The 25,875-nt window shown below is 54.7% G+C and carries 19 protein-coding genes and 1 tRNA gene; 13 read left to right on the top strand and 7 right to left on the bottom strand.

Annotated features, from left to right (window positions below; all coding sequences use genetic code 11):
• Entirely contained in the window at positions 1–3,207 is a 3,207-nt protein-coding gene (locus GFR01_RS09200) for a glycosyltransferase (RefSeq protein WP_099182207.1), read from the bottom strand.
• A 47-nt stretch (positions 3,208–3,254) separates the two neighbouring features.
• Positions 3,255–3,815 carry a protein-export chaperone SecB gene (locus GFR01_RS09205; RefSeq protein WP_099182208.1) on the bottom strand — a complete coding sequence of 187 codons (561 nt, stop codon included), beginning with the start codon at positions 3,813–3,815 and terminating at the stop codon, positions 3,255–3,257.
• A gap of 536 nt (positions 3,816–4,351) precedes the next feature.
• On the opposite strand from GFR01_RS09205, the gene GFR01_RS09215 reads away from it, so the two are divergent.
• From GFR01_RS09215 to GFR01_RS09240, 5 genes are all read left to right on the top strand, one after another.
• On the top strand, positions 4,352–4,687 hold the full coding sequence (locus GFR01_RS09215) for a lipopolysaccharide assembly protein LapA domain-containing protein (protein ID WP_063903685.1): 336 nt from the start codon (positions 4,352–4,354) through the stop codon (positions 4,685–4,687).
• 8 nt (positions 4,688–4,695) lie between these two features.
• The gene (gene pyrF / locus GFR01_RS09220; RefSeq protein ID WP_099182209.1) at positions 4,696–5,406 is read left to right on the top strand and encodes an orotidine-5'-phosphate decarboxylase; all 711 of its coding nucleotides are present in this window, start codon (positions 4,696–4,698) and stop codon (positions 5,404–5,406) included.
• Positions 5,403–6,038, top strand: coding sequence for a phosphoribosylanthranilate isomerase (locus GFR01_RS09225; RefSeq protein ID WP_099182210.1), 636 nt, complete (start codon positions 5,403–5,405; stop codon positions 6,036–6,038). The genes pyrF and GFR01_RS09225 overlap by 4 nt, the downstream gene beginning before the upstream one ends.
• A gap of 40 nt (positions 6,039–6,078) precedes the next feature.
• Positions 6,079–6,169: transfer RNA gene (locus GFR01_RS09230), tRNA-Ser, on the top strand.
• Positions 6,170–6,740: 571 nt separating this feature from the next.
• A complete protein-coding gene (locus GFR01_RS09240; RefSeq protein WP_099182211.1) occupies positions 6,741–8,201 on the top strand; it encodes a PepSY-associated TM helix domain-containing protein in 1,461 nt (486 codons plus the stop codon).
• A 1,191-nt stretch (positions 8,202–9,392) separates the two neighbouring features.
• Here the strand turns inward: GFR01_RS09240 and GFR01_RS09255 are convergent.
• The 3 genes from GFR01_RS09255 to GFR01_RS09265 form a co-directional block, all read right to left on the bottom strand.
• Entirely contained in the window at positions 9,393–10,568 is a 1,176-nt protein-coding gene (locus GFR01_RS09255; protein WP_099182213.1) for a serine hydrolase domain-containing protein, read from the bottom strand.
• A gap of 97 nt (positions 10,569–10,665) precedes the next feature.
• Positions 10,666–12,039 carry a methyl-accepting chemotaxis protein gene (locus GFR01_RS09260; protein ID WP_167384233.1) on the bottom strand — a complete coding sequence of 458 codons (1,374 nt, stop codon included), beginning with the start codon at positions 12,037–12,039 and terminating at the stop codon, positions 10,666–10,668.
• Positions 12,040–12,198: 159 nt separating this feature from the next.
• Positions 12,199–12,963, bottom strand: coding sequence for a GntR family transcriptional regulator (locus tag GFR01_RS09265; protein WP_099182215.1), 765 nt, complete (start codon positions 12,961–12,963; stop codon positions 12,199–12,201).
• A 176-nt stretch (positions 12,964–13,139) separates the two neighbouring features.
• Here GFR01_RS09265 and GFR01_RS09270 point away from each other — a divergent pair, with 176 nt between their 5' ends.
• The 8 genes from GFR01_RS09270 (at position 13,140) to GFR01_RS09305 (ending at position 23,404) form a co-directional block, all read left to right on the top strand.
• Positions 13,140–15,491 (top strand): TonB-dependent receptor, encoded by a 2,352-nt coding sequence (locus GFR01_RS09270; RefSeq protein WP_099182216.1) that lies wholly within the window; start codon positions 13,140–13,142, stop codon positions 15,489–15,491.
• Between the two features lie 5 nt (positions 15,492–15,496).
• A complete protein-coding gene (locus GFR01_RS09275; RefSeq protein WP_099182217.1) occupies positions 15,497–16,849 on the top strand; it encodes an NCS2 family permease in 1,353 nt (450 codons plus the stop codon).
• An 11-nt stretch (positions 16,850–16,860) separates the two neighbouring features.
• Complete coding sequence (locus tag GFR01_RS09280; protein WP_099182218.1) at positions 16,861–17,937, top strand: nucleoside hydrolase; 1,077 nt, start codon at positions 16,861–16,863, stop codon at positions 17,935–17,937.
• Positions 17,930–19,705, top strand: a complete 1,776-nt coding sequence (locus GFR01_RS09285; protein WP_099182219.1) for an adenine deaminase — start codon at positions 17,930–17,932, stop codon at positions 19,703–19,705. The genes GFR01_RS09280 and GFR01_RS09285 overlap by 8 nt, the downstream gene beginning before the upstream one ends.
• Entirely contained in the window at positions 19,705–20,967 is a 1,263-nt protein-coding gene (locus tag GFR01_RS09290) for an amidohydrolase (protein WP_099182220.1), read from the top strand. The genes GFR01_RS09285 and GFR01_RS09290 overlap by 1 nt, the downstream gene beginning before the upstream one ends.
• The gene (locus GFR01_RS09295) at positions 20,964–21,623 is read left to right on the top strand and encodes a phosphoribosyltransferase (RefSeq protein ID WP_099182221.1); all 660 of its coding nucleotides are present in this window, start codon (positions 20,964–20,966) and stop codon (positions 21,621–21,623) included. The genes GFR01_RS09290 and GFR01_RS09295 overlap by 4 nt, the downstream gene beginning before the upstream one ends.
• Positions 21,624–21,738: 115 nt before the next feature.
• Positions 21,739–22,464, top strand: coding sequence for an IclR family transcriptional regulator (locus GFR01_RS09300; RefSeq protein ID WP_099182222.1), 726 nt, complete (start codon positions 21,739–21,741; stop codon positions 22,462–22,464).
• Positions 22,465–22,618: 154 nt separating this feature from the next.
• Complete coding sequence (locus GFR01_RS09305) at positions 22,619–23,404, top strand: SDR family NAD(P)-dependent oxidoreductase (RefSeq protein WP_063903701.1); 786 nt, start codon at positions 22,619–22,621, stop codon at positions 23,402–23,404.
• A gap of 17 nt (positions 23,405–23,421) precedes the next feature.
• On the opposite strand, the gene GFR01_RS09310 is transcribed toward GFR01_RS09305, so the two are convergent.
• Both GFR01_RS09310 and GFR01_RS09315 read right to left on the bottom strand, forming a co-directional pair.
• Complete coding sequence (locus GFR01_RS09310) at positions 23,422–24,306, bottom strand: DNA/RNA non-specific endonuclease (protein WP_099182223.1); 885 nt, start codon at positions 24,304–24,306, stop codon at positions 23,422–23,424.
• A 117-nt stretch (positions 24,307–24,423) separates the two neighbouring features.
• Positions 24,424–25,701 (bottom strand): MFS transporter, encoded by a 1,278-nt coding sequence (locus GFR01_RS09315; RefSeq protein WP_099182224.1) that lies wholly within the window; start codon positions 25,699–25,701, stop codon positions 24,424–24,426.
• Positions 25,702–25,875 lie beyond the last annotated feature (174 nt).

Genomic DNA, 25,875 nt, shown 5'->3' on the forward strand with positions numbered 1-25,875 from the left:
TCAAAGTTCCGAAAACGGTAGTGAAATTCCGACGCGGGGAGCCAGTGTCGTAGGAGTTGGGGCTTCTTCCTGTGGCGTAAGCTTGGACAAATCTTCAGGCTCTGCGTGTGGGTCTGTGGTTTTACGAGGTTGAAGTCGAATGGGCGCGGGCGCCACAGGACCATTGGGTTTGTCCTGTCTGATCAGTCGAGGTGCATATTTTGGAGGCGCAACCGGGATCTGTCCCGCAGCGAGCGCCAGAATATCCTCAAGCTGCTGATCAAAGGTTCCAGATTCAGAAAATGTTGCTACAAAATTTTTGGCATTATGACTGACACGGTTCCAGAGCTCTTCATCTTCATAGAGGCGTATTACCGCCTCTGCGAATAAAGCTGGATTGCAGAAACCACCCGCAACGCAGTTTTCTGAATCTCCTGACCAGCCAAGTTGCTGCATGGTTGTTTCTGTCAGGACTGCTGGAAGACCCCATGCGGCGGCATCCAGAATTTCCTGGCCAGGCGCGCTCATGACGCGGGACGGATCGACCATGATCCTGCGTGAGCGATAGAGCGCGTTCATGTCAACGCTGTCTGGTAGAGGCTCAACCCCGGGTGCCCTTGCATAGGGTGTCAGATCAATGTCGCTACCACGATGGCCCGCAAAAAGGACTGTCGCATCTGGCGGCAGACGTCCGGACAGTTCATGAAGAACCTGATGGACAAACCAGTCGAGTCCATCATGTGCGGCATTGCCTGCAGCTTCACAGGGCAGTGCGAAAAGGATGCCGGTACGATCATGAAAGCCGGGGACTGTAGGGGTGACTGAGCGAGGGGGATGGGTCAGCGTCCGTACATTGCCGTAGCCCAGCATTCGAAGGTTCTCAGCTTCGCCGGCATATGAACAGACAAGTGCCTGACACATCCATGCATCTGTCAACTCACGATCAAGATCATCCAGCATCTGTTCACGATCATCGAGCAGACCAACGCGCTTTCGGAGGTAGCTCTCTTCGGCAGCCGTTCCAGCAAGATCCAGAACCATATTCAGTCTGGGAAGCACACCCGAATGCGCCCGTAGAAGGGCACCCGTACGGTGAAGAGTACTGCCCCCAGAGATCCAGACGAAATCAAAGGATGCAGCGCGATCATTCAGAAACTCTGGGAGTTCAGAGATGTCGCTCTCATTCATGATTTCCACGTTTGAGGGGAAATCGAGTGCAACGCTCACCGGATCGGTTACTTCCCCGTCGAGTGGGAACACCGTGACATGATAACCCTTTCGACTGAGCGCAAGGATCAGTTCCTGCGTCCGAAGATGGGGTGATCCGAGGAAGCGGTGGGGTAATTTCTCACACAGGATAAGGACAGTCGGTACACCAGAAGCAAAACGTGCTCTGAAGAGAGATGTGCCAGCCATCGGATATCGGGACAGCAGGGCCGAGAACCGACGTTTCAGCCAGGCCTGATTCCGCTGCAGAAACTCTGCGGGTAAGGTGGTAGGGGGTCGCGTCCGATCAAGGATGGAAGGATCGTAAACAATCTTGCCTCCTGCCTGCCGGAGCGCGAGGCAAAGGGAAAGAAGGCGCGCTTCAGAACCGATACAGAACCGATCAATGCCCCCACACTCAAGCAGTTTCTCACGGCGACAGAACAGCATGCCGACTGAAATCGCATCGACCTGGCGGCAAAAGCCAATCTCAGGTTCATTGGCCCGCTGACCTGTCCCAAATCTGAGTGTCGATGCATCTCGCCAGACAATTGTACCCGCTTCCAAAACTCGACCGTCGAGACCAAGAGACTGTCCCCCCACAGCCCACACATCAGGGGAATTGAACGCATGCAGTGCAGCTTGCAGAGTATTGGGGAACGGCTGCGTGCCTGGTTCCATCAATAGGACGATACTGGCTTGGGCGAGTTCTACGCCGTGCCCAACCTGCTCCGTACTGGTGGTTCTGGATGTGGGCCGTATAACCCGGATACCTCTGACAAGACGCTCAATCTGGGCCGTTTCATCAGTTGATCCTGTGTCGACAATAATGATGTCGAGTGCCCCTGCCCCATTCGCATGTAAAGCAGACAGAGTGGAAAGGATTTCCAGAAACTGATTGGTTACGGGAATGACGACGCTGATCTCTGGCGGTCTTATCAAACGGAAATCCAGAGGAGAACGCACAATGGACGGAATGAGGGTCCCTGCCCGTTGCAAATCCAGATTTCTGTACTGTTCCGGCGAGGCGTCAGGAATATTCTGCTGGAGGGCTATGTTACCCTGGGACTGGACCCAGAGTGCAAAAACGTCCCGGAACTGCCCTTCACGCAGCTTGCGCTGAATTCCAGGCTGTTCGGAGAAAGCTCTCAGATCGACATCCACCTGGGGTGTCCGCATTTCGCGGGCGCCATAACGCACGAAATGATCGTATCCGTTTCGAAAGCCGCCAGCTGCAACGATTTGCGCGACGTCCGGATAAAGATGCGCATAATGGGCTTCGCTAAACCACTGGTTAGGGTTGTAAGCCACTGGATCTGAATTTGTCAGATAATGATGCAGGGCATTGAGAAAGGTGCCGTCCTTGATGGCATTCTCAACGTCCGGGTATGTCGCGAGATACCATTCTGGATCAAAATACCACGAGCTTCGGCACAGTCCGGCTTCTGACGATGTCAGGAACTGACGGAAGTCACCTTTTCCGAGATCGTAGGAAAAGCCCCGCGTTAAACTGGCCATACGAAAAACGGACGGCTTGAAGAAGGCGTGAGCCTGCCTCTGTTCCTGTTCACCGTCTGTCAGGTAATGATCATATCCGTTGCTGAAGCCCTGAGAAATCAGGACGGGAAGACTCAGATCGGTATTGCGGGTGAAATATTCAGTTTCTGAGAAGAGCCAGTGGGGGGAGCGGCTGCGAAAGCCACTTTCACAGTAATGCAGGAAACCGCAACTGAAGACCCCATAATTAATTCCATCGCGAACGTCGGGATTTTGCCTCAGATACCATTCTTCATCGAAGAAACGGTTGGGCGATAACCCTTGGTTTGCCCCTTGCTCCAGCCAATGTGTTTCCATCGCCTCGTTGCTGAGATCGAGAGCAGAACCATCACTTTTGAGAAGCTTTTCCTCACGAAGGAGACGCGCATACCGGGTCCGATACCATTCGGCATCGAAGCGGCCCCAGACCGGAGGCCTGCTGCCCGAAAAGGCCGGGGAAGCGAGGATATAGTCTTTCAGGCTCATGAGGACCTTTTCCTGTGCGCGTCTTGGTCTTGGAATGTCAGGTGTTATCAGCCCTGCTGGAGCCGGCGGCTCTGCCAGAGGTCATGAAAATTGATGGGCTGGATATTGCCGACAGGGAAGCCTGCTTCCCGAACGACATTCAGCATCGCTGCACGCGCCGAGGGGAACAGATATTTCGGAGCCTCGACCAGAAGAAGCGGCTCTGCTGTCGCCTGTGAGATTGCGCCTGATAGTCCGAAAAGACCTGCGTAGGCGATATGCACCTCATAGAGCACACGGGGTGCAGGCGCATTCTCGACAGGAGCGGCATCCAGACCCTGGGCGCGGATGACGAGCGTGACTTCGAAGCTTGGCTGTCCACCCGGTAGCTGGCGAGCAGTCACGTCAACTGTCATGCCGACATGGGGCTGCGCCGGAATGTCACGATAGATATCAGGCGTATTCTGCACATCGATTGACAGGGTACGAAGGTACTGGGAACCAACAACCAGCGTGGGGCTGGCCTCAGAGGAGGCAGTGCCTGATGCGCCCTGAAGTGTATCTGCGTGATTGTGATCGTTCATCCTGACCTTACCTGTAAGCTGCACAAGAACAGTCTGCGTTGTCATTTGAAAACGCAGGGAAATGACATAAGGCTATCTTGTGTCATGAGGGTGACGCTTTGGCTACCCAGGGCTTTTTGAAACAGACTATATGAATCGTCCACGCAGCATCCCGAGAGCAGGTAATGGGGCCCATCGTCTCGGAAGCTCGGCCCGGGCTATCCGCCGGACATGATAGCTGGGTGGGGGCTGCTGTTCTCCCATTAAAAAGTGAGCATAGGCTCTGACCTGGGATGTGCGCCATTGGCAGTCTGATTCTGCAGCGTCCCGTGACAAATGAATATCAGCAATGACTGTACGCTTTCCCTGAGAAGCAATGACCGCCCATAATGTGTCGGCTTTTGGTAATGATGGACGCAGTGGTATGACTTCAGACACGGCGGTCCCTTTCAGTAAGATACTGGGAATGTTATCGCCTTAACGGAACGTCAGCATCGGTGCTTGGTTATGTCCGAGACAAGAGCACACCATGAGTGCTGACAGGAAATCAATCCTCTTGCGGGTGTCTTGTCGCCCTGCAGGCAGCACGATAGGACCTCCCTATGCTGAGACTTCTTTTTATCGTTATTTTCCTGGCCGCCCTGATCGTTTTTGCCCTGAGCAATACCGATCTTGAGCCAATCTGGCTGATTTCCTTCGGCTGGCATCTGTCTGTCGGAACGCTTGCACTCGGTATCGGTGTTGTGGGGCTGATCTTTGGCTTCCTGACCGGTTGGGTGGGAGAACTGCGTCAGCGTTCACGCGCCCGTCGTTCAGAAGCCCATGTCCGCACACTGGAAAGCCAGTTGGTTGAACTGCATCAGCGGCTTGACCGTCTCCAGACCCCACCGGTTGCTGCACCAGCAACAACGGTCTCCTCACCTGAAAACCGGATCTGATCATTACCATGTCCAAGCGCACCAAGCTGATTGCTGCTTTTGATACGAACAGCCGATCGCAGGCAGAAGAGTGGTCTTCAACACTTGGCAATACGGTTGATGCCATCAAGCTTGGGCTTGAATTCACCTATGCCTGCGGTCTGGATGCAGTTCGGGAAGTATCCGCAGGCCACAAGCTTTTTCTGGACCTGAAGCTACACGATATCCCGAATACCGTAGCGTCAGGTTTGTCAGCGCTTGCACCATTGAGGCCCGCCCTCACAACGATTCATGCCTGTGGCGGTGCCGAGATGATCTCTCGCTCTCGCGAAGCTCTGGAAAAATCCTTTCCAGATGAGGCACAGCGCCCTCGCCTGCTCGCCGTTACCGTGTTGACCAGTATGGATGATGCTGGCCTGCGGGAGACGGGTGTGGACACTACGCCACGGGAGCAGGTGCTGCGCCTCGGGAAGCTGGCGATCGCATCGGGCGCGGATGGGTTGGTCTGTTCCGCTCATGAAATCGGGCTTCTGCGTGATGCTTTGGGTGATAAGCCTGTTCTGGTGGTTCCTGGAATTCGCCCTGCCGGTAGCGCATCCAATGATCAGAAACGGATCATGACGCCTACGCAGGCTGCTCAGGCGGGTGCAGACTGGATCGTCGTAGGACGACCTATCACACGTGCAGTCAATCCCGCCTTGGCGGCCCAGGACATCATGGCTGAGCTTGCCAGCGCATGACCGGCATCAAGATATGCGGTGTGCGGGATGTTGCAACTATGCAGGCCTGTGCTGATCTGCGTGTCGACTGGGTCGGTTTGGTCTTTTATCAGGCATCCCCTCGTTACGTGACGCCTGAGCAGGCGCAGGTCCTTACCCGCAGCATTCCATCCCACGGCGATGGTGGACCTGCCCGTGTTGGTCTTTTTGTTAAAGCAGATGATGAGACAATCGAACGGACCCTTCAGTCCGTGCCGCTTGATATCCTTCAGATCTACGATACGGAAGAACGGGCTGGGGCAATCAAAAGCCGGTTTGGTCTTCCGACCTGGCTTGCGCGAGGTGTGTCATCCTCTTCGGACCTTCCATCCCGTGCTCAATTCGATGGCTATGTCATTGAGGCCCCTCACCAGAAGGGCGACGATCGCCCCGGGGGGCTAGGGCGAACATTTGACTGGACGTTGACCAAAAACTGGACTGCCCCAGTGTTCTGGATGCTGGCGGGTGGGCTAAATCCGTCGAACGTTCGCGACGCATTGCACGCGAGTGGAGCGCCTGCTGTCGATGTCTCTTCAGGTGTCGAAGACAGGCCTGGTCATAAGTCTCACGACTTAATCAAAAAATTTGTTGAAAAAGTTCGTTTGGGGGGTTGATCTCCGAAAGGCCTTTTCGTAAACACCACCTCGCTCGACAGGAGAGATGGCCGAGCGGCTTAAGGCGCACGCTTGGAAAGCGTGTGTACGTTAATAGCGTACCGAGGGTTCGAATCCCTCTCTCTCCGCCATGCATCGAGAAATCCAGTAAACTCAGTAAGTTACTTTTCGGTGAGTAATTTTTTGTCACTAGGTTTGTTGCTCTTTCGTGATAAAGCGGCGCCAGTAATAACCTGCCAAGGGACGAAAGCCGCTTGATTACGGTAGATCTGGACACCCAGGAAAAAATAAATTCAAGACGGCGGCAATGTGCGCGAGTGCGATTTGCAAATGACCAGCCTGATAGCGGCGAACCCAAGTTTGGTATGCTTACCGTGGGGGCTGGTTTGTGATGACTGCAGATATGTCCTCTACCCGAAAAACAGTACGACAGCGGCCGCCCTCGCCTACTCCAAAATGGATGGGCAGAGGGTTTTTGAGTCTCGTTTTGGCTTGGGTTTTTGCTCATTTGGTAACCTTGGGATCTCCTCACTGGGGACCTGGTACGCGACATGACGCTGTGATTTTCGGTCAGATGATTGCAATCGCACTCTTTCCCATATTGTTTCTGGTCGCTTTCGGGACAAAAAATCCTTTGCGAGGTGCCGTTTTCGTCGGAATTACCTGCATCGTCGCCGCCTCTGGCTTACTGTTTCATCGCTGATGCAAGATAATCTCCGTACCCGCATGGGATGGCTCCATGCATGGATTGGGTTTGTTGCTGGTCTTCTTCTTTTCTGCGTTTTTGTGACAGGAAGTCTGGCAGTCTTCGATACCGAACTGACACGATGGCTTCAGCCTGAGGTTCCCCCGCAAGCCCCGCCTTTCTCTGCACACGCCCTTGATAGCACACTGCCGGCTGTCCGCAGTCTGCTGCTACAAGGAGAAAAGCCCTTTATAACACTGCCTTCCACGCGTGATCCGTTCATGCGCGTGCAGCATCACGACGGTTATGAATTTCTGAATGTGCCGTTCAACCCTCAGACTGGTAAGCAGATTTCTGCTCGCGCAACAGCAGGAGGCACATTTTTTTATGACCTGCATTATACAATGCGGACTGGCCTTTACGGCGAAACAGTTATTGCCGTTGCGGGGCTGGCGTTATTGGTCACGCTGGGTTCTGGCATCATCATTCACCTGAAAGGGCTGATTCCTGATCTGCTACTGCTGCGGCCGTTTGGTGCCAGGCTGAGGGCGTGGCTGGACGTACATGTTCTGGCCAGCGTCCCTTTTCTGCCTTTTGTAATTATGATGGCCTATACAGGGACCTTCATACGTGCACGCACCGTTTTCCCACCGGTGCCTTATGTCGCTTCGTTTGAAGCCCTTTTTATCGCCAACTCCCATCCGGATGTACCCGCGGAAGAAGAGAAACCAAGTGTACCGACTTTGCCTTCCCTACCTTCGTTGTTGTCACAAGCTGAGCAGACATTAGGAAGCGGCCAGGTCGGCCACATCCTTTTTCTGCCAGACAGCATGCTCTTTACGCGGACGGATATGTCTGGCCCGCTGCTAACGCGCGAACATATAGATTTCAGCCCGGTTGACGGGCGTTTCCTTCGGCATGTTCTGCTACCGACGCCTGTGACACATGCGCAGCAGTTGATGGAGGGCATTCATTATGCACGATGGACGGGATCAGGACTGCGATGGATGTATTTTCTGTCAGGCGTCACGGGAGCTGTCATGTTTGCGAGCGGCTCAATCATTTTCCTGATGAAGCGCCGTAAGCAATCGGGAGAGCGGGCTATATTCCGTATTGCGGAAGGTTTGGCTATCGGGTCGATTCCGGGTTTTCTTCTGGCAACACTCGCTTTTTTCTGGGCTAATCGCCTTCTGCCGGTCTCTCTCTCATCCCGTCCCCTGGCCGAGGTCCATAGCTTTTTTGTCGTGTGGGCTATAAGCGCGATAGTCGGACTCTTGGCATGTTTGTATGGACGTCAAATGCTGGGATGGAAAATACAGCTGGGTATTCTTGGTTTCTTGTCGATATTTCTCACGCCCCTCGATCTTCTTACACGGTCCGGCGTGTCCATTCTTCATCTTCCAACTGTTTTTGCTGCAACTGATCTTTGTGCCCTTATGCTGGGATTGGTGTCGCTTCAGATTGCTCGTCGACTATGATGCTATGTCTCTGCCTGTTGTTGTGTAGCTGCGGCTTGGTCATGCATGCTCTATGCGAGCCCAAAATGCTTCGCTTCGCCAAATTACATCACAATGAGCCATCACCTTTTATGCGGATTGGCCGTTTTGCGTGTCTCTTCCTTGCGTTTCTCTTTCCACTATGGACTCAGCCAAAGACCGCTATTTTTATATGGTCAGGTGCGTTTTCATTGGGTGCGGTGGCAGTTTCCCTAAGTTGGGCTGCTTTCGCCCGTTTCCGTGAAGTCCAACAGACGCGCATTCGGTCAGGCGAACAGGTCCGTAACTAGGGAATGTTTTGCATGGGGGCGCCGTACGGGACGCGCTTTTTCTACCCCTTAGTGGTAGACCATGGATTGAGAAGGTAGCGCCGAACTGCATGTTTGTTCACGTTCTCTGAAGAGAAATAGAGAGGCTGAATTTCCCCATTCCCTAACGTCACAAACCATTAGAAAACTGGCCCTGCCTGTTGTGGCATAGGGGTTTTCCTTGGAGTGAGAGGGATCATACCAACGTGCCATTACCGTGTACGGGTCTCCTTCGCTTCTTAGAGGCACTTGGTAAGTGTCTCGTCCTTGGTAATTCGCTCACGATGTCCAAAATGCTTTTCCGGAGACCGGAGTAAGGTAAGTTGAACGGAGGGACTTAGAGGGCCTTGAAGTAAATTATGAAGGTCTATTGGAATGATGGCGGCATGAACATTAGCGCAGATATGTGTCCATCAGACCTCGTAAAGTGCAGATGCCGGTCTAGCCTGATCTACTCTGCCATTATAGTTTCTCAGAAGACGATATTCAGACTTTGTTTCTTCGGGATTCTCTTGAAAAATCTGAATGATCTCTAACGCCACTTATGAAAATTTATAGTATTGCAAATCTATGCTGTGATGCAAAGATGCATGATGAACTGCGTCAAGAACGTGCGTTGCCCGCTTATAACGGGATAGTTCACTCCATTCATAGCTGACTTTATATTTATTTAGTGAATAGGCAGCGAGTAGATTCATTTGGAATGATAGAAATGCCTATGATCATGATGCACAAATGCGCTTCAATCGGGTCCCAGTCTCTGTATATCGAACGGTTATTTCCCTCGGGCAAGTGGGAGCGTTAAGTCTCAAGGTCAGACATACAGAATAGAACCGTTAGAGAAGTCGAAATCTCATGCCCTTGATCAGGAAGGAGATATTAGACCTAAATCGCGCGCTGCTTCGGTTGCGATGTCATGGCGTAGCTTTACGACACTGTGTCCGCCGGAAGGATGAACGCGGTTTGTGAGGATCAGGACATAACTGTCACTCTCCGGGTCGATCCACAGAGACGTTCCGGTAAAGCCCGTATGCCCAAAAGAGTTACGCGAGAAAATATCGCCGCGTGGAGACGAATAATGCGTCGAAATGTCCCAACCTAGGCCCCTGAGATCAGTTTTTGCAGTCGGCTGCTGCGGCGTAACCATGAGGACAAGTGTCTCACGTCTCAAAGGGAATGAGCTCGGGCGCCCAGCTAGTCGATCAAGGAGTGCCTGCGCATAGAGGCACATATCATGAGCATCTGAAAAAAGCCCGGCATGTCCCGCTACACCCCCCATTCTTCGGGCCGTCGGGTCATGGACAACACCACGCAGCAGTATTCCCTTTTCGTCGTATTGCGTGGGGGCAATAATTGGCGTCAGGGACGCATCAGGAAGATAGCCGGACTGCGTCATTCCCAATGGGAAAAGAATATTTCTGCGGACATAATCGTTAAGAGCAAGGCCGCTCACTTTTTCGACGATGAGGCCCAAGGTGATGAAATTGATATCACTGTATACAAATTTCTCGGCAGGAGGATTGGCCAGCGGCGAGGTCATGACGCGGCGAACAGCCTCGACTTTTCCGTTCCAGGCGTCTTCCAGAGGGAGGTCTGGTGGAAGGCCGGAATAGTGTGTCAGAAGAAGGCGGAGCGTGATGCTGCTTTTGCCATTGGTACCAAATGCAGGAAGATAGCGCGTTACAGGATCATCAAGGTGCAGTTGCCCCTCCTCCACTAACTGCATGACGGCCAGCGCTGTCATGGTTGGCTTGGTCAGGGAGGCCATGTCGAAATGCGTTTCCCACGTCATGGGTTCCTGGCGAGGAACGAGGACCTGATGGCCATAAACGTATCGATGAACGATTTGCTCATTATGGCCGATTGCGACAACAGCGCCCGGGGCCTGCCCGTCCAGTATGGCGTCTCTGACTAACCGATCTACCCCTGAGAATTGATCGTGCGATGGGCGGGCGCATGCTGTGAACATCGAGCAGGTAAGCGCCATACCACCGGCCAGAAAAGATCTTCTGCCTGAAACTTGTTGGCGCAACTTCATCATGCCCGGTTCTCCAGCCTCTAATTCTTACGATCCCGAAAGAAGGTGCGAGAGTAGCCGGGTTATGATGAAGCGCAAGTGCCAATAAAATTGGAAATTCTCAACGTTCCGCGCGGTAGGTAAAATGCCCTACCACTTTATGAAGCTGTTGCGCCTCGTGCTTGAGATTATGGCTGGCTGTCGTGGTTTCTTCGACCATAGCTGCATTGTGCTGTGTGGCCTGATCCATTGCGCTGATCCGGGTATTGATATCGGACAGACTTTCGGCTTGATCAGTCGCAGCTGACGAGATGCTCTCAACCAGAGAGGTAATACGACCAACATTCGCAGTGATCGTGCTGATTGCCTGATTGGCTTGAGCGACAAGTCCCACTCCTTCGGAAACTCGTGTGCCAGAAACGGAAATAAGGGCACGGATCTCTTTTGCCGAAGTGGAGGACCGATGGGCAAGATTGCGGATCTCAGTTGCAACGACGGAAAAGCCAGCCCCGGCCTCCCCGGCGCGAGCAGCTTCGATGCCGGCATTCAGGGCGAGAAGATTGGTCTGAAACGCCATTTCTTCCATCAGTCCGATTGTTGCCCCCACCTGCCCTGACGAAGCCTTGATGCCTTCCATGGCGCCATTGGCCAGCTTCATGACTTCGGCTACTGCTACGGCTTCATCTCGAGCGCTGGAAGCAGCCAGCCTGGCGTCCTGAACAGCCTGAGCAGTGTCACGCACTGTCGCTGTAACAGAACTGACTGCCGTAGCAGCCTCCGCAAGATTGGCCGCCTGCTGCTCTGTCCGAGCGGCAAGATCGTCTGATGCGGAAGATATTTCTGCTGTACCGCTGGCGATGACTGATGCGCCATCGGCGATTTGCTCCACGGAAGACCGGTAGTTGGCAATGAGAGCATTGAAATTCACCCGGAAATCTTCGAATTTTTCTTGAAATGGCTCGGGAAAAGAAAAGGTCAGGTTGCCAGTTTTGACGATCTCCATACCGGCACAGATCTGTTCTATTGTTTCACTCTGGACCTGCCGGATCCGATCACTCTCTTCAGAAAGGTGCTTTTGAGCCTCAGCGGCTTTGCGGGCTTCGTGTGCAGCCTCTTCCTGGGCCCGGATCCGGTGTTGGCTACTGTCGATGAACTTAAGAAGGGATTTGGCGAGCCGCCCGGCGTCATCCAAGCGGTCGCCATAAGGAACACGGGATTTGAAATCCCCGTCTGCAACCTTTTCCGTTGCTTCCGTAATTCGTTCAAAAGGGACCGCGATGATGCGAATGGCAAAGCTGCCAATCACCAGGGTCAAAATAATCTGCAGCAGAACACCGAGCAGCTGGGTAACGATCTGCGCCCCTGCATAGTGAACAAGAAACCTCTCGCACACTTCATCCACAACAAACTGAACGGCAGAAACAACGAGAAGGGCCGTGATGATGACCCGAAGTTTCTGTCGGATCGGAGCTTTCGTTTCAATCCAACGGAGCAAGGGAAGTTTCTCCCGAAAATATAATGGCAGCCGTATGCGGGTCAGAACGGCTTCCAGAACCCGGAAGAAATCTAAAGGCAGTTTCTTAATTTATCCTGAATGGCCCAATGGACGCTCAACTTGTGATGCGCGCGAGTGCGTGGCGTCACAGGAAGCCCGTCAGGTCATACCTTCAGCCAGCATTTCGCCATCTGCGTTGATGCGGAAATCCGCGCTTCCTTCGGTAACAAGAAGCCGACTGTATTCACACACACCATGGCCAGTACATGTCGTCACACGCTTTATCCGCATTAATGGAGCGCCTGTATCCACTTTCAGCCACTCCGCAACGTCTTGAGACGCCCGTGACAGGCCGATGGAAATGTCTGCATGACTGATGCGTAGCTTGAGCACGTCCTGCAAAATGGAGGCAGATGTTGTGCGGGCAGCAAGTTCTGGCGTGACAAGCTCAGCGAGCGGTCCCGGATAGAATACCTCCGTCACGCCCAACGGCCCTTCTTCTGAGCGATAGCCACGTCGAATGAAGAGCGTATCGCCTGTCACGGAAAGTGCCTTTGCAACCTCTTCGGGTGGCTGACGCATTCTGTAATCCAGAAGCGTCATCTCAGGGCTTAAACCCTTGCCTGCCAGAATTTCAAAAAATGAGTGAATGGTCTGCTGTCGGCCCGGCCGATGCAATGCCCCGACAAACGTGCCCCGGCCATGCTGGCGCACGACGACATCACGCTCCGCGAGATAGGACAGTGCCTGGCGGACCGTGATGCGACTGACGCCATACATCTGGCAAAGCTCCGCCTCTGAAGGCAGGCGCTCCATGAACCGGCTGTCCTTGCCAATCAGCCCGGAGATATGGTGCCCCACCTGAAGATACAGGGGGGTTGGACCATTCGGATCCAGATCTGATGAAAAGACGGCATGACGCATAAGGAAAAAATCCGGGGAACGTTTCACTTTTGGATTGAACGAAAGTCGATGAGACGATACTAAGACGTCTTATAACAACCTAATACGTCTTTGCCGATTCATGTGTCGCCTTTACGGCCGATCCATGGGGATCTGTGTCACTTCGGGCGTCTCCGTATCGTTTGAGAGCTTCTTCCATGCGCGCTTCGACCTTCCTGAGTACAGCCGTTATCGGCAATCTGTTTTGGGTGGCAGCGTACGCTGCTCCCGTTGCAGATACAAAACACGCTGCGGAGAAACGTCATTCTCCTGCATCCCGCAAGACTATAAAACCGGCGCCGTCACGGCCAGAAGTGATCCGGGTGGCGGCTGAGGCTGTCGCTGGTGGGCGTATGGTCCCGCAGAATGGCACAAAATCACGCAGCGAGATTACTCAGGCTTATATCGCCAAGCAGGCCCCTACCCCGAACGTTTTCAAACTTCTCGGTAACCTGCCCGGTGCGAATGTCGCGAGTGCTGATCCCTTTGGTATGGTCAGCGGAAACATGACGATCCGTGGCATGAACAGTGACCAGATCGGTTTCACGGTTGAGGGTGCCCCCCTCAACGACATCGGGTCGTACATGGCATTTCCCACAGAATGGGTAGATTCCGAAAACCTCAACGAAGTCACGATGCAGCAGGGTTCTGCCAACCTTGATTCGCCGGTCATTGGTGCGTCGGGCGGTATCGTGTCCATGAACCTGATCGATCCGTCCCATAAGATGGGTGCAACGATCGCTGGTTCATTCGGATCATACAACACTCATCGTGAATATGTCCGTCTCCAGAGCGGTGACATTGGCAATACGGGCATGCGAGCGTTTGTGGCCTGGTCTCATCTTGAAGAGCCGCATTTCCGTGGTGCGGGTGATGATCACAAGCAGCATATTGATGCCAAACTGGTGAAAGACTGGACCAATGGCAGCCGTAGCACGGTCGCCTTGACGTTCGATGATTCCATGAAAGTCGCGTATCTGAACCCGACGCTTTCAGCCTGGCAGCAATACGGACGTGGCGCCAATTATACCGAGGCATTCTCGCCGACAGATACGAAATACTGGAAGCTTCATCAGAGCCCCTATCGCGTGCTGATCCTCAGTGCCCCGCAGAATATTGTGGTGAATGACAAGCTGGGTTTTGACTTTACGCCGTATTTCTACTGGAACTCCGGCACGATTGCTTCGGCGTCCCTTCTGTCTGAAAACGCTGTTTATTCCGGCACACAAAAATACAGCATTGATCTGAATGGAAACGGTACCACAACTGATAAGGTCATGATGTACACGCCATTTGGAACCCCTTATGTTTATCGACCGGGTCTGGTGTCCAAAGTCCATTACACCATGGGCAGGCACACGCTTGTCTTCGGATACTGGTTTGACTGGTCCCGTGAGCGGATGGTCAACCCCTACAGCGCGGTTGGCGAAAATGGCGGCCCGGCGAATGTGTGGGGGTACCTGGGTAATGTGAAGCTGTCTGACGGCACTCGTCTGGCCAGCTATGACAACCTGACGATCACACGCGTCAATACCCTGTTCTTTGGTGACACATTCAACGCATTGCATAATCGTCTGCGTGTTGAAGCCGGGATCAAGGAGTCCATGGTAACCCGTATCGGCTATAACTACCTACCTGGAGCACAGTACCGCACCAGTATGAACGCCGCCGTTGCTACGCCCAATCTCGGCGCGCGTTACCGGATCGACAGCCATAATCAGATCTTCGCAGATGTCGCGACCAATTTCCGTACCCCAACGCTGAACGCGCTTTACAACACTTACAGCGCGACGACAGGCAAGGTGGCGACGCAGGCCAATCCGTCTCAGAAGACTGAATATTCCATCTCGGAAGAGCTGGGATATCGGTATCAGGGCGATATTCTCAACGGATCCATTACGTTCTTCAACTACAACTTCACGAACCGTCAGGTATCCACACAGGTTACGATCAATAACGCGCAGATCACCCAGAATATCAACGCGGGCGGTCAGACGTCCCGGGGTGTGGATATCGAAATGGGTCTTCGTCCCTGGCACCATTTCCGTCCGTATATGTCTGCGGAATATCTGCATGCCACGATCGACAACAACTATCAGGTCGGCTCGGATTACCTTCCAACCGCGGGTAAAACTGCTGTTCGTAGTCCGAGCGTTCAGGCCTCTGTCGGATTGGACTATGATGATGGAACATATTTTGCGGGCTTTGCCGTCAAATATGTCGGTCGTCAGTTCTCGACGTTCATGAATGATCAGGCCATGCCGGGTTATGTGAACGCCGATATGAATTTCGGCTACCGTGCGCCAAAGATCTTTCACACGCATCCGGAAATCAGGCTGAACCTCATGAATGTCGGCAACAACAAGTATCTTTCCGGTGTCGCTGGTGTTGCTGCTTCATCCAGAGCAGCTCAGGGCATTTATGGCAGCACCATCGCAGCGCAGGGCTCACCAACATATTACGTCGCAGGCAGCTTTGCAGCTCTCGTGACAGCAAAGATCGATCTTTGACCGGCATGTGGCGAGAGCATCTGGATCGTTTTTTCAACCTCACGGCCAGCGGGACGACTGCTGGCCGTGAGGTTGTTGCGGGCCTAACGACCTTTGCTGCGATGGTTTACTGCGTGGCGGTCAATCCGATGATCATGGCCGAAGCCGGGATGGATCGGGCCAGTGTTCTGACGGCGACCTGCCTCATCGCGCTCTTCAGCACGACGCTGATGGGTCTGCTGGCCAATCTGCCTCTCGGTGTTGCGCCCGCCATGGGCTCGAATGTCGTTTTCGCGATCATTCTCGTCAAACAGATGGGCGTGCCCTGGCAATCCGCACTGGCGCTGGTCTGCCTGACGGGTGTGATCTTCATGATCATGAGCCTGACGCGCCTTCGGGAGCGCATCGCCCACGATATTCCTGATACGCTGCGGATCGGTATTCAGGTCGCGGTCGGGCTGGTCATCATGTTTATCGGAATGCGGAATTCCGGTTTCGTCGTCCCTAGTCCCTCGACATTCGTAACCATGGGGCCGATCACCAGCCCAAAAGTTCTGATGACGCTGGCCGGATTCATTTTGACGCCCGTTCTCGTGGCTCGACGTGTCCCTGGCTCCCTGATCCTGTCCATCATCGCCCTGACGATTGTGGGGCTTTTCCTGCCGGATGGAAAAGGCAGCACCATCACGCGCTGGCCAGCGCATATTTTCGCTCTGCCTCAGTGGCCACATGCCACGGCCTTCCAGTTGCAGCCGCTCTATCTCGTGCAGCACATTCTGTATGTGCTGCCGATGCTGTTTTTCTTCCTGTGTACGGAGCTTTTTGGCACACTGGCTAACCTGCTGGGGGTTGTTACGGCCACCGGGATGGTCTCGAAAAGCGGTCGTATTCCTCGTGCCCGGGAAGCGTTCATCACGGACGCGGCAGGCAGCATTCTGGCGCCATTGCTGGGGACGTCCATCGTGACTGTCTATTCTGAATCCATCACGGGCGTGCATGCCGGGGGGCGAACCGGCCTGACGGCTCTGGTGATCGCGGGCGGATTTCTGGCATCCCTGTTCCTGTGGCCGCTATTCATGATTATTCCGCCGCAGGCGACGGCACCCTCTCTGCTCATGGTCGGGATGATGATGTTCCAAGGCGTTCGTCACCTGGACCTGTCCGACCTGCGAGAGAGCGCACCAGCCGCGTTGACGTTCATTATTGCGCTCCTGACGGGCAATCTCATCAACGGCATGGCTATCGGAACATTTTCCTACACGGCCATGGCTCTCGCTACAGGACGCGGACGTGCGATCCCACCTGTCGTGTGGGGGCTTTGTGTCATCTTCATTCTGTTCTTTGTCGTTTCCGCCCGAATGCACGGCCATCACGCCTGAGAGGACCCATCATGTTTTTAAAATCCGGCCTTCCGGCCCTTCTGCTTGGGCTTGCCTCTCTTCTGCCATTTCGTGCCGAAGCGGCCACTGATCCGAATTACATCATTATCGACAATGATTTTGCGGGCCCGGGCGGCACCAATATCCAGTCCGTCATTCCGCTGCTGGGACAGGCAGACAGAGCAACGCTTCTTGGCTTTACGGTCGTTATCGGCGATGGCTGGGAAAATGAGGCCGTAGCTCATCTCTCCCGTTTTCTGGATATTGCGAACGCGCCCTCCAGCATTCCCGTAGTGCCTGGTGCCACACAACCGCTTGTCAATTCACGGGCGCGGCTGCTGGCATGGGAAAAATCAAACGGAAAAATGCCGTGGAAAGGGGCCTGGCGCGGAGATGCACCGGATCTTCAACCTCCCGTAAAGTCTCTGAAAGAAGGCGCTACGGAGCGGAAAACTCTCCCTGAAACGGCGGCTCTCTTCCTCATCAGACAAGTGCATGCGCATCCGCATCAGGTCACGGTTCTCGCAGCGGGTCCCCTGACAAACATCGCTCTGGCTATCAAGCTGGACCCGGATTTCGCCTCCCTTTGCCGTCGTCTGGTGTTCATGGGCGCGATCGTGGATGGAAATCTGGCGCAGGTGACGGAAAGCGCGGATTATTACACGGACTTCAACCTGATGTTTGATCCGGAAGCCGCCAGCATTGCGCTTGAAGCGCCCTTCCCGGAGGTCATCTCCGTGGGGGCTGTCGCGAACCCGATCCGCATGACGGCGGAAATCCGGGACAAGGCGACGCAGACACCCGGCCCGGTTTCAAACTATCTACGTCAGTATTTCCATCCTCAGCCCATGTGGGATGAACTTGCCGCGGCCATCGCCGTAGACCCGGCACTCATCACAAGCAGCGTCACAGCCTATATGGACGTCGATCTCACACATGGTCCGAATTATGGCTACGCACATGTCTGGCCGGAAAGCACGCGCCCCCATATCGGGGAGCGTCCCGTGAAGATCGTGACGGGAGTTGATGCGCCACGCTTTATTCAGACTTTCGTGGATGCCGCCAACCGGATGAACACGCATGGTTGATGTGAACTGCTCGCTGGCAGATCCCCAACTCCGCAGGCGCGCAGTCGATGCGGCTATGGGCCGTGCGGAGTTTGATGTTCTGCTTTGCAACGGCCTTGTTGCGGATGTTGCGACGGGCGAGCTTCGGGAAGCAGATGTCGGGTTGGTTGGCCCCCTTATTGCCAGCACGCATCCCAGAGGTCAGCGGCAGGACGCCCATAAGGTCTTTGACCTTGAGGGAGCCGTTATCGCTCCTGGACTCGTCGACGCCCATATGCATGTCGAAAGTTCGATGGTTACCCCTCGGGTCTATGCTCAGACCGTTGTTCCTCAGGGCACGACGACCATCTGCTGGGATCCTCATGAGATCGGAAATGTCAGCGGTCTTGAAGGTGTTCGCTGGGCCATTGAAGCGACCAGAGGGCTTCCCCTGCGCATTCTGGTCGAAGCTCCATCCTGCGTTCCCTCAGCTCCTGGCCTGGAACGGTCCGGCGCTGTTTTTGACGTTACGGCCATGGAGGAGATGCTCTCCTGGCCTGAGGTGATTGGCGTCGCTGAAGTGATGGATATGCGCGGGGTCGTGAATGGCTCGCCGCGTATGAGCGGGATTGTTAATGCTGGCTGTGCCAGCGGAAAGCTGGTCTGCGGGCATGCTCGCAATCTCGCAGGCAAAGATCTGCAGGCCTTCATGGCGGCGGGCGTTGAGTCCGACCATGAACTGACCAGTAAGACTGACATTCTGGAAAAACTGCGCTCGGGCATGACGCTTGAGCTTCGTGTCTCCCACGAAAACATCCTTCCAGAAGCTGTCGCTGCGTTTGAAGAGCTGGGTTGCGTCCCACAGACTGTTACCCTGTGTACGGACGACATCTTTCCGGACGATCTGTTGCGCCGCGGCGGAATGGTTCATCACCTGAGATGTCTGGTCGCGTTAGGCATGAAGCCGCTGGATGTTCTGCGGTGCGCCACTTTGAATGCGGCAATGCGCCTTGAGCGGCGTGATCTTGGGTTGGTTGCCGCCGGACGCCGGGCCGATCTGGTTGTTTTCGACAATCTCCGGGATTTTACGCCACTGGAAGTTTTTACATCCGGTGCACATTCGGCGTCCCGGGGAGCGCTTCTTGCAGATCTGCCGCCCGAGCTTCCGGGCCTGCCGCTTCATACTGTCCGACGCTCTCCTGTAACTGCGGCGGATTTCGAAGTCCGTGCCCCGGATCGTCAGAGAGTTCAGGTCCGTACGGTGCATACGCCCCGTGCGACCCGCTGGGGCCAAAGAGAGATGGACGTTCAGAATGGCCATCTGGTCCTTCCCTCCGATACGGCTCTGATGGCGGTTTTCAATCGCTATGGGGAGGAAGGCCCTCCCGGGCTTGGGGTGCTTGAAGGATGGGGAGACTGGTCCGCTACCATCGGCACCACCATTCTCCATGACAGCCATAATCTGGCGATTTTTGGCCGTAATGCGGAAGAAATGGCGCTTGTAGCAAACACTCTCATCGCCAGTGGCGGTGGAATCGCAGTCGCTCGCGGTGGCAAGATCGTTGCTCATGTTCCTCTTCCCGTCTGCGGGCTCCTGTCTCCTGAAAGTCCCGAAGTGGTGAGCGAGCAGTTTGCTGCTGTCCGCCGGGCTGCTGCGGCTGCCGCGACGTGGGATGGTCCGACCTCCATGATCAAGCTCGTAACCGGGGCATCCCTTGCCTGTAATCCTGGCCCGCACGTCACGGATCTTGGAATTGCAGATGGAGGCACGGGAGACATTTTTACTGACATGATTATTGAGAGCGTCTGATGCAGTTTCCCCGTGACGTCGTGGGTATGCGCCGCGAACTGCATCGCTTCCCGGAAACAGCTTTTCTGGAATATCGGACTGCTTCCGTCGTGGCGGAGCGCCTGTTCGATCTTGGATATACTGTAAAGGCAGGCGCGGAGATCATGTGCATGGACGATGTCCGTGGCATTCCGTCGGCCGGGGACGTTGAGGCAGCAAAGGAAGCGGCGCTTCAGGCTGGGGCCAGTCCAAAATGGCTGGACAAAATGTCTGACGGGCAAACGGCTATTTGCGGCGAAATGCGACGTGGGGATGGCCCGGTTCTGGTGCTCCGCTTTGATATGGATGCCCTGCCCGTTCATGAATCTGATGCCGGTGAGCATCGCCCAGCCAATGAAGGGTTTGCCTCCCAGTGTGAAGGTCGCATGCACGCCTGTGGCCACGATGGTCATACCGCGATCGGTCTGGCTGTTGCGGAACGGCTCTCACAAATAGATGCGAAATGGGCCGGGACGCTCCGTTTCATTTTTCAGCCGGCGGAGGAAGGTGGGCGCGGTGCACAGCCTGTCGTTGCTAGCGGGCTACTTGATGACGTTGATATCTTTCTGGCCTCGCATCTTGGTTGCCAGCTCCCAAGTGGGCAGATCGCTCTTGCTGCTGATGGCTTCCTCTGGGCCGAAAAATGGAACGTCACCTTTTCCGGTACTGCGGCTCACGCGGCGATGTGCCCCGAAGAAGGTCGGAATGCCCTTCTCGCGGCATCTATCGCCGTCCCTGGTCTCTACGCTCTTCCGAGGGACGGTCAGTCTGATACCCGTATCAATGTCGGGCTGCTCCACGCTGGCCGGACCCGCAACGTCATAGCCGATCGTGCTTATCTGGAGCTGGAACTGCGCGCCTCAGCCCATGAAGGGCTACAACGCCTGACTGAAGGAGCAAGGCGAACGCTTGAAGGCGCCGCTTTGAGTCAGGGCGTGCATGTCGAGATCGACGTCTATGGAACGGCCATCAGCGCACATTCGGACGAATCGATCATGAAGCGTCTGGAGGCTGCGGTTCAGGAAACACAATCTGGAACGGTGGTTCGGAACTGGCCTATCGGTGGGGGCGACGACGCAACTTTCATGATGCAACGTGTTCAGGACCGGGGCGGACAGGCAGGATATTGCCTGATTGGAGCTGATATCGCCGCGCCTCATCATGCAAGCCTGTTTGATTTTGATGAGACTGTTCTTGAAAACGCAGTGAACCTGCTGACAGCCTTCGTCGAGAGGTCCGCATGAGTACCCTGCCCTTCTGGCAGAATTTAGCACCGGATGAGGATCTCTCCGCTCCTTACACGGATCGTTTCCGTGTCCGGTTCGCGACTCACAGGCTGGATCTGCCGTTGCGTGTCCTTCCAGATGACCAGCAGGCCGTCTCATCCTTACTGGTGAATCAGGCCTCATTCCGGGTAATGGATGCGCTGTCCGAAAATCTGGCTGAAATCGCTCGTTCCTTAGCCCCCGACCTCATCGTCGGAATGCCAACTCTCGGGCTGGTGCTCGCCGCAACGATTGCACGGGCCTGTCGTCATGAACGCTATGTCCCGCTGAGTACATCGCGCAAGTTCTGGTATGATGAACGCCTTTCGGCACCACTGTCCTCGATTACCAGCCCGGACAAAACCAAGCGGCTTTACCTGGACCCGAACCTGCTTCCGTTGCTTCAGGTAGCAAAGCGGATTGTCATCGTGGATGATGTTGTCAGCACAGGGGTGTCTCTGGAAGCTGGCGTCAGAGTTCTGGCCGAAGCCGGTGTTTCTCCTTGTGCAGCACTTTGCGTGATGACACAGAGTGAATGCTGGCAGGGTAAATTTTCGTTTCCTGTTATGAGCTGCTTTTCGTCTCCTCTCTTCCAGCGAAGTCAAGGTGGCTGGGTTGAGCAGGATGGACCATGAGTGCAGAGGCTTTTTGATAATCCCCATACAGCACTGCCGTTCATTAATGCTGAACACTTTCACATTTTTCCCGTTCGCTCTTTACGCTGACAGTGCCGCCAGATGACATTGCGGCATGGGAAAGTCACCAAAACTCGTTCAGTCCATCGAGCGCTCTGCCGCACTGCTTGAAATCATCGCGCAGGAAGGTGGCGGCGCACGTCTGCGAGATCTGGCTGCGATTTCCGGCCTCGGGAAAACGACAGCGCACAACATTCTGCAAACCCTTGAATATCTCGGATATGTTCATCGTCGACCGGGAGATATGCGCTATCATCTTGGGGGCCGCATCCTGAATCTCGCTCGCATCTTGGGAGACGATCATCTTCTGAGAGACAAGGTGCGACCCATCCTCGAAGCAATCGCTCGAGACAGCAAGGCGACTGTTTATCTGGGCGTTCCTAGCGGAGATGAGACGGCCTATCTGGATATCGTCGATCTGGAAGAGCCAAATATCGCCGCCTCGCGCCTGAGAAATCGCGAAAAACTGGAAGGTTCTGCGGTTGGTCTCGTATTCCTCGCCTTCGTTCCGGGCCTTGGGACGCGTGTTCTCACAACGCGGGCCAACGCCTTGAATGACCACACGCTGACTGACATCGAAAACGTGCGCATCAAGGGATATGCTCTTGATCTTGAAGCATACCATCCCGGTGTAAATGCGGTTGCCATTCCTTTGCGGGAAAGCGGCGAAGTGCGTGCCAGCATAGCAGTGGCCGGACCCGCAGCGGATTTCCCGCGCCACCGCCTCATCCGCCTGGCCTGGATTATGATGAAGCACGTGGAAGATGCAAATATCCAGTAATGCTGAACAGCTAAGGTTTGATGAGAAGCTGCGTTCCTTTATTCATCGCACGCTCAAATATCGTGTCCTCAAGACAGTTCGTAGCCCAGCCAGCTGATCGAATTCCCTTCGAGCACGTCCAAATCTTGAATTCATAAGCAGCAATGAGGCCATTATGGATCTGAAACTCACAGGTAAGACTGCTCTGATTACGGGCTCAACATCCGGGATCGGTCTCGCAATAGCCATGCGGTTCGTGGCTGAAGGCGTCAATGTCGTTATTTGCGGTCGGAGTCCGTCAAAGCTTGAGGCGGCAGCGGCGGAACTGAATGCACCAGCGCAGGTTCGTGCCATTCAGGCCGACGCTGGAACGCCAGCAGGTGCCGCCACTCTGATCGACGCTGTGCCTTCCGTGGACATTCTCATCAACAACCTTGGTATTTTCGAGCCCAAGGCGTTTGGCGATATCGCGGATGAAGAGTGGACCCACATTTTCGAAGTCAACATCATGAGCGGTGTCAGGCTTTCCCGGCATTACTTCCCGAAAATGATCGAGCAGAACTGGGGGCGCATCATCTTCGTCTCCAGCGAATGTGGTGTGGTGACGCCGGGTGACACCATTCACTATGCCATGACCAAAACAGCTCAACTTGCTGTGTCACGCGGTCTGGCGGAAGAAACCAAAGGAACGGGTGTTACAGTCAACTGCGTTCTCCCCGGCCCCACAAAATCCGAGGGCAGCACCGCCTTCATTAAGGCTGCCGTCACGAACAAAGAAGCGTCTGAAGAGGAGCGTGAAGCGGAATTCTTCAAAACCATGAGGCCTCTTTCGCTTCTTCGGCGTCTCATTCACCCTGACGAAATTGCTGCGCAAGTCGCCCTGCTCTCCAGCCCGCTCGGAGCGGTCACCAATGGTGCGGCAATCAGGTGCGAAGGCGGGATCGTTCCAACGATCCTGTAAGCCTCAGCCCATCTGCACTACGGCCTGAGAGCTCGGACAAGAGCTTTCAGCGCCTTCTGGGCCGCCTTGCTCCCCCATGCTTTCAGGAGTTTCTGCCCGTTTGACCGGTGAGCGAGCGCATACGGGCTCTGCCGGACAGGCGGCATCGCTGACACATGGTCTTTGAGGGATGCCGGTAGTGATGGAAACGGGTCAATATTCACAAGCTGTGTCAGCGTAGCCACGGATGTGATCTTGCAGGTCGGATGGGAGGTATTAAGGCACACGTAGGCGCCTGTCCCACTCCCCGCCGGATCATAGACGGCTTTCCATGTGACGGCTGGGACAGGAATACGACTGGTTCCAATGGTTTTCTGGATATGGTCCGGATCATATCCAGGCCCCGTTACAACGAAGATTTCGCCTTCCTGTTCAGCCCAGCCTCTTACCGCACTTTCCACTCCTTCCCATGCGCCACGGTTCAATTCAGCTGTCTGAGGAACGATGTTGGAAAGCAGAAAGGACTGATCCTGCGCCGTGGCACCCGGCTCATCTCCGCTCGGCGTCATGTGGCCGCGATCATATCCGGAGGAGCGATAGTCCGTTAGGAGTGCCTGCATGGTCCGAGGCAAGCGCGCGTCGGGTTGGAAACTGTCATTACGCTGCGTCTGACGTGCAATAGAAACGTTCTCTTCCGTCAGATCTTCGGCAGACCAGAGGGGATCTTTGGTCTGTTCGGAGACGAGAACAGCATAGTCATCGTTGCAAAGCAGGACTGTCCCGATCCGCTGTGTTTCAGACAGCACGGCGGGCGGAGTACCGCCAGCAAAGAACTGTGGGCAGCTTGCGGCCTGTGCTCTGCACAGCATTGTCAGCTCAAGCAGCGCTCCAAAAATGATACACGGCCCAAGCCTCTCTCTCACAGGTCAATGATCCCTTCAACATCTCATGGATGCGGAAAGGGATAGTGAGTTTATCCTTTTAAAACAACATTATAACTTATCGTACGCAGCTAGAGTGGCTGGAGGCTGATCTGTCTCTCAGGCTCTTTCCGGGGAACACCAAAGTGCGATGGTACCGATCAGGGCCGTGAACGCGACGTAAATCGCTGGGGCTAAAGGCGTATGCGGCGTCAGCGCGGATATGATCGCGGGCGTCAACCCACCAAACACCGCATAGGAAATGTTGTACGACAGGGAAAGCCCTGAGAAGCGGACCATGGCAGGGAATGCACGAAGCATCCCGATAGGCACCAGCCCCACAAACCCACAGCACAGACCACTAAAGCCCGCCCACACCGGCAGCATGTGGGGGAAGTTTGGAGACACCCCGTAGAGCCCAAGAGCTCCTGCCGCCAGCGCCAGACCACTGATCACACCAAGGATCCTTAGGGGAAAAATATCCGTCAGGCTACTCATCACAATAACCGAAAGCGTCAGGCAGAGAGTTGCCGCCAGACTGGCGATCATCGTTTCAGAGGGCGAGACGTGATGAAGCGTTTGCATGAGTGGCGGCATCATCAGGACGAGAACTACAATGGCCGCTGTCAGCGTCCACGTCGTCAGCATGGAACACAGAATGCCACGGCGATGATCGCGGAGAAGGATCTTCGCGGGCAGCGTACCAGCGGTTTCTGCGCGATCATGCATTTCCCGGAAGACAGGCGTTTCTTCCAGCCACCGACGCAGGAACATCGCCCCAAAGCCGAAAACGCCACCAATCACAAACGGAATACGCCAGCCCCATGACGAGACAACGTCCGGTGCGAGGATGGCATGCAGACTCAGAATAATAATGGAGCCAAGCAGGATACCGCCAGTCAGCCCACCCGTCAGAAGCCCTGTGGCCAGACCGGTACGGCCCGCAGACGCATGTTCGGAGACAAAAACCCAGCCACCCGGTGCTTCGCCACCGATCGCTGCCCCTTGCATCACCCGCAACGCGAGAAGGATCAGGGGTGCTGAGACGCCAAGTGTTTCATATCCTGGCAGCAGGCCCATCAGCAAAGTTGGAACGGCCATGAGAAGAACACTGAGGGTAAAAACCTTTTTGCGGCCTGACACGTCTCCAAAATGCGCCATGACGAGGCCACCAAGGGGCCGTGCCAGATACCCTGCCCCGAAAAGGCCAAATGCCTCGGCCTGCCTTAACCATTCGGCCTGACTTGCAGGAAAGAAATGAGCTGCAATCAGTTTGGCCAGAAAGGCGAAAATAACAAAATCGTAAAATTCCAGCGCGCCACCGAGAGAAGCAAGAGCAAGAATGCGAAGCTGGGACAGGCTGAGTGAAGCAGGCACAGCTTCAGGGCGAGACAACATGAAAAATGATCCCTGAATCTCTGGGAATGACCGATAGCCCATTCTGAGCCGCTGAAGATGGGTGGTTATGATAACTGTTTCTGGAAGTCTATAATTTATGGAAGATAATATCCTGAATTGGTTATTTTTTATCGAAAAATTTTCTCTGCGATTAATTTTGAAGGTTCAAAAAAT

It is taken from the genome of Gluconobacter frateurii, from assembly GCF_002723955.1.
Lineage (GTDB): Bacteria > Pseudomonadota > Alphaproteobacteria > Acetobacterales > Acetobacteraceae > Gluconobacter > Gluconobacter frateurii.

Excerpts from the sequence above, each read along its gene's own strand:
- GFR01_RS09255 (WP_099182213.1), bottom strand. The coding sequence starts at position 10,568 with ATGATGAAGTTGCGCCAACAAGTTTCAGGCAGAAGATCTTTTCTGGCC.
- GFR01_RS09265 (WP_099182215.1), bottom strand. The coding sequence starts at position 12,963 with ATGCGTCATGCCGTCTTTTCATCAGATCTGGATCCGAATGGTCCAACC.
- pyrF (WP_099182209.1), top strand. The coding sequence starts at position 4,696 with ATGTCCAAGCGCACCAAGCTGATTGCTGCTTTTGATACGAACAGCCGA.
- GFR01_RS09290 (WP_099182220.1), top strand. The coding sequence starts at position 19,705 with ATGCAGTTTCCCCGTGACGTCGTGGGTATGCGCCGCGAACTGCATCGC.
- GFR01_RS09295 (WP_099182221.1), top strand. The coding sequence starts at position 20,964 with ATGAGTACCCTGCCCTTCTGGCAGAATTTAGCACCGGATGAGGATCTC.
- GFR01_RS09205 (WP_099182208.1), bottom strand. The coding sequence starts at position 3,815 with ATGACAACGCAGACTGTTCTTGTGCAGCTTACAGGTAAGGTCAGGATG.
- GFR01_RS09300 (WP_099182222.1), top strand. The coding sequence starts at position 21,739 with ATGGGAAAGTCACCAAAACTCGTTCAGTCCATCGAGCGCTCTGCCGCA.
- GFR01_RS09270 (WP_099182216.1), top strand. The coding sequence starts at position 13,140 with ATGCGCGCTTCGACCTTCCTGAGTACAGCCGTTATCGGCAATCTGTTT.
- GFR01_RS09315 (WP_099182224.1), bottom strand. The coding sequence starts at position 25,701 with ATGTTGTCTCGCCCTGAAGCTGTGCCTGCTTCACTCAGCCTGTCCCAG.
- GFR01_RS09305 (WP_063903701.1), top strand. The coding sequence starts at position 22,619 with ATGGATCTGAAACTCACAGGTAAGACTGCTCTGATTACGGGCTCAACA.
- GFR01_RS09280 (WP_099182218.1), top strand. The coding sequence starts at position 16,861 with ATGTTTTTAAAATCCGGCCTTCCGGCCCTTCTGCTTGGGCTTGCCTCT.
- GFR01_RS09285 (WP_099182219.1), top strand. The coding sequence starts at position 17,930 with ATGGTTGATGTGAACTGCTCGCTGGCAGATCCCCAACTCCGCAGGCGC.
- GFR01_RS09200 (WP_099182207.1), bottom strand. The coding sequence starts at position 3,207 with ATGAGCCTGAAAGACTATATCCTCGCTTCCCCGGCCTTTTCGGGCAGC.
- GFR01_RS09275 (WP_099182217.1), top strand. The coding sequence starts at position 15,497 with ATGTGGCGAGAGCATCTGGATCGTTTTTTCAACCTCACGGCCAGCGGG.
- GFR01_RS09240 (WP_099182211.1), top strand. The coding sequence starts at position 6,741 with ATGCAAGATAATCTCCGTACCCGCATGGGATGGCTCCATGCATGGATT.
- GFR01_RS09225 (WP_099182210.1), top strand. The coding sequence starts at position 5,403 with ATGACCGGCATCAAGATATGCGGTGTGCGGGATGTTGCAACTATGCAG.
- GFR01_RS09215 (WP_063903685.1), top strand. The coding sequence starts at position 4,352 with ATGCTGAGACTTCTTTTTATCGTTATTTTCCTGGCCGCCCTGATCGTT.